This is a genomic window from Okeania sp. SIO2F5, assembly GCF_010692685.1.
Lineage (GTDB): Bacteria > Cyanobacteriota > Cyanobacteriia > Cyanobacteriales > Microcoleaceae > Okeania > Okeania hirsuta.
The window spans coordinates 1-3,623 of record NZ_JAAHGU010000264.1 but is presented as its reverse complement, the minus strand read 5'-3'; the positions used below and the strand labels follow the sequence as shown (position 1 = coordinate 3,623).

Sequence of the window (3,623 nt, the reverse complement as noted above, 5' to 3'; positions counted from 1 at the left end):
TTGGAGTTCTATCTCTAACTTTTAGCCAGTGACATAACTCTACATCGTGTTAGCGGAGCTTTGCGTTAGCAAAATTCCCCCTGTCCAATAACCACCAGTTTATATTTTTTTAATCACCGTAAAACTGGTTTAATAAGTGCCTTTTGCTCCGCTAAATTAGTAGAGCCTTTTTGGAGCAAAACTTGCCAGTAAATAGGTAATACCATTTTGATAAATGTTTGCTACAAATAACTAGGGGATTTTTTAGGAGTCAACCCACCCCTAACCCCTCCCAGGAGGGGAAGTCAGGAGTGAGGAGTCGTATGGGAATGGCTTCAATACCACTTTTTAGGTTGGAAATCATCTTTTTTGTCAAAGGGATGTCTGCTGAAAATTATTTTTATCCCTCTTACTATTCGTAACATTCTTTTTTCAAAATGGTATAATGCTCTTTTTTTGTAGATAGTGGCCATCACGAAGAGATGATGATTTTTCCATTGTCTTCTATCTATAGTTAAAATTAATTGACTACCATCAACAAATTCTCGACTAATAATCATCATGATCATCGGAAACCAAAACAATGGAAGGCTCAAAGAAAATAATGTTAAAAATCTTTGTATATGTTTTCGACAACTTTACATATGTGATTGGTAAAGGAAAACAACCAGAAATGCCTTTCTATTTTGACAGTTTTCTGTACCGTTAATCACCAAACTAAAATTTTTAAAGTTTGGATTTGAGTATCACTGATAAAAATTGCATTTGGTTGGTCTATTTATGTAAGTGGATCGACTTTTTCTACCATAAAATGTGAGTGATGGCTACCATCAACAATTGAGATAAAAATCAACTTGAATTGGGGGAGAAGGGATTGGTAGGCTCCACGTGCCAACCCCTTCTCTAAAAATGATGATCATTATTATTGAGGAAAAATTCAGATTTTATACAGAGGTATAATCATTGAAACTATTGCCCCACAATAGTTTTGAGGTGCTTGTCACCCCCTGAGATCAAAAGGTGAGTTACTGGTGTGGGTACAGGGCGTATAAACTGCGCGGGAGACCCAGTCCCTCATGAGTCGAGATTAGGCTTAATCACATTATGGGCAAGAAAACTGACATCTAGAGGAGTCCAACCTGTAGCAATAGAGCAATGGTGCTTCGATTATCTCTGGTTATATGGCTTAGTCGAGCCTGAAACTGGAGAAAGCTTTTTTGCAGAATTTTCTCATGTAGATGGGTTTGCTTTCAGCAGTACCTGAAGTGGTTTGCTCAAAACTATCCAGCCGAACTACATATAATTCAACTAGATAATGGACGGTTACATACTTGGTCAAAATTAGAAATTCCTGAGAATGTTATCCTTTTATTTAAACCTCCCTACAGTCCACGAGTTAATCCGATTGAAAAATTATGCAAAAAAATTAAAAAGCAATTGAAGTGGGAACTGTTTGAGAACCTTGACAGTTTAAGGAACCTAATATCTCAAGTCTTACAGTAGTTAACTCCACAAACCATTAAATCCGTGACGGGATGGGACTTTATTTTAGAAGCTTTATCTGTAGCATAATTTTTCGTATTTCATATTACAATCAATTACGGTATACTTATAATTTGTCAAACTACTCATAAAGTGATGACACAATCCTCTTTATTTGAGAAACTAAAACACCCTAACCCTCACTTGCGTGATCGAGCAATGTGGGAAATAGTCGAAACTTGTGATGAAACTACCATTCCTAACTTGATGGAAGTTTTGGCAGAAGAAGATACCGTCTATCGACGGGCAGCAGTTAAAGCACTCGGAGCGATCGGGACAGATACTGTGCCATTTTTAGTCGATTCGTTGCTCAACAGTGATAATTCAACAATTAGGAGCAGTTGTGCTAAAGCTCTAGCTCAGGTAGCTATTAACTATAAGAATGTTCCTTTCCCATCTGAAGGAATTGAAGGCCTAAAAAAAGGACTCAGCGATACCAATCCCGTTGTTCATATTGCCTCAGCAATGGCTTTAGGAGTAATTGGTGTGCCTGCTTTAGATAGCTTATTGGAAGTTCTAGATGGAACTGAGAACTTAGGCTTGGCAGTGGCAATTCTCAATGCTGTTAGCTCTATTAATGACGAACGCTCTAAAGCAGTCTTAACCAAATTAGCCAATGATACCTCTGCTGACACCTATGTACGGGAGACAGCCATCAGTGCTTTATCCCGCTTGGATATGTTGAATTTCAAATCTAACCAAAGTTGAGAAGGCTAAAGCTACTGTGCTTCAGCCAGGTTAAGCTTATTTAATATTTAGCTATTCCCAATCGTTTTCTGATGATTGCCTCTCTAGTTGAGTAATTGCCAATTTAATAATCTGCTTGATATCTGCTTCTGATTCTCGTTCCCATGCTGCTTGTAAGGGAACTAAAGCACTATGAGAACGAATTTTCATCAAAGATAGAGCTGCTGCCTTGCGAGTTTCACCACTAGTAGGATTATTTAGTAACTCCACCAGACGAGGAACTGCTGGTTTGTAAGCCAAATTTCCAAGGACAGCTGCTGCTTCAGTGCGTACTATTTCAGACGAATCCCCTAGGGCAGTCAGTAAAATATTCAGAGCCTCTTCCTCCCCTGAATCTTGGGCAATTTTGGCGATCGCCCCCACCACCGCAGCCCTAACTGCGACTTTTTCAGAATGAATTTCCCGATATAGATACTCTTTTGCTTCAGGTCCAATAAATGCCAAAGCCCAAGCTGCATGACCTTTGGTACTTTCTGGATACTCTGTTGACCCTAAAATGTCCAACAATGGAGGTACAGCAGCTTTTCCTATCCGAGCTAGGGCACCAACGGACGATCCTTTTACCACTGTATCTTCATCATTGAGGAGAGCATGGACTAAGGGAGAAACTGCTTCTGGGTCGGCAATCAGGGTGAGGGTTTTGGCGCTAGCTCGGCGCACTACAGGATCGGGGTGATTTCCGAGAGCTTCTATCAAGAAAGGGGTCGCTGGTTTACCAATTTGTCCGAGAGTCTCAGCAAAGCCTAAGCGCACCATTCCCCGTGAATCTCCCAGAGACTCTACCATAAGTTTTAGGCGTTTACTGTCATTGGAGTCAAAGGTTTGTTGGACTACTTCTTTTCTAGCAGAGGCCAGAAAAGCATCTGTTTCTTCTGGAGACATAAAATGGCGTTGGTAAATTAGTGTATGATATTAATCTTAATTCTTTAGGAGTCAGGAGTCAGGAGTCAGGAGGGAAGAAAGAAGAAGAAACCCCGAGTAGAAGGAGAAAGTTTTTTGGCTGCGTAAAGGTCACGGAGTTCTATCGTACTTTTACCTGGACATGGTATCATACCTTAAATCACCAACCCTAAAAAAACTATAATTAATTCATAATTATGGGGACTAATAATTAGGGCTTGCGGAAAAAGTCTGATGGGCGAGGGTAGGAGTCAGGAGTCAGGAGGAATTGGGAATTTAGAGTAGGTAGTCGGATATATTTATCCCTTTATTTTTTTGCCATAGTTACGGCTTTGTTGCATGAAAGTAGCGATCGCCAAAAACTCCCTTAGTTGGAAGTTAACTAGATTTCTACTTTGTAGCTCTGGGGTTTACCATTTTGAATCATCACGTTGAGTATGGAACATTGTATGAAT

Annotated in this window: 5 protein-coding genes; 3 read left to right on the top strand and 2 right to left on the bottom strand. The window is 39.9% G+C overall.

Annotated features, from left to right (window positions below; all coding sequences use genetic code 11):
- Nucleotides 1–314 precede the first annotated feature (314 nt).
- A complete protein-coding gene (locus F6K27_RS32655) occupies nt 315–542 on the bottom strand; it encodes a hypothetical protein (RefSeq protein ID WP_287280067.1) in 228 nt (75 codons plus the stop codon).
- A gap of 470 nt (nt 543–1,012) precedes the next feature.
- Between F6K27_RS32655 and F6K27_RS32650 the strand changes: the two genes are divergently transcribed.
- The 3 genes from F6K27_RS32650 (at nt 1,013) to F6K27_RS32645 (ending at nt 2,229) form a co-directional block, all read left to right on the top strand.
- Nucleotides 1,013–1,243, top strand: a complete 231-nt coding sequence (locus tag F6K27_RS32650; RefSeq protein ID WP_287280065.1) for a hypothetical protein — start codon at nt 1,013–1,015, stop codon at nt 1,241–1,243.
- A complete protein-coding gene (locus tag F6K27_RS34220) occupies nt 1,204–1,482 on the top strand; it encodes a transposase (protein WP_353736104.1) in 279 nt (92 codons plus the stop codon). The genes F6K27_RS32650 and F6K27_RS34220 overlap by 40 nt, the downstream gene beginning before the upstream one ends.
- Before the next feature lie 135 nt (nt 1,483–1,617).
- Nucleotides 1,618–2,229, top strand: coding sequence for a HEAT repeat domain-containing protein (locus F6K27_RS32645; protein WP_287280063.1), 612 nt, complete (start codon nt 1,618–1,620; stop codon nt 2,227–2,229).
- 51 nt (nt 2,230–2,280) lie between these two features.
- Here F6K27_RS32645 and F6K27_RS32640 read toward each other — a convergent pair whose 3' ends face one another.
- On the bottom strand, nt 2,281–3,150 hold the full coding sequence (locus tag F6K27_RS32640) for a HEAT repeat domain-containing protein (protein WP_287280062.1): 870 nt from the start codon (nt 3,148–3,150) through the stop codon (nt 2,281–2,283).
- Nucleotides 3,151–3,623 lie beyond the last annotated feature (473 nt).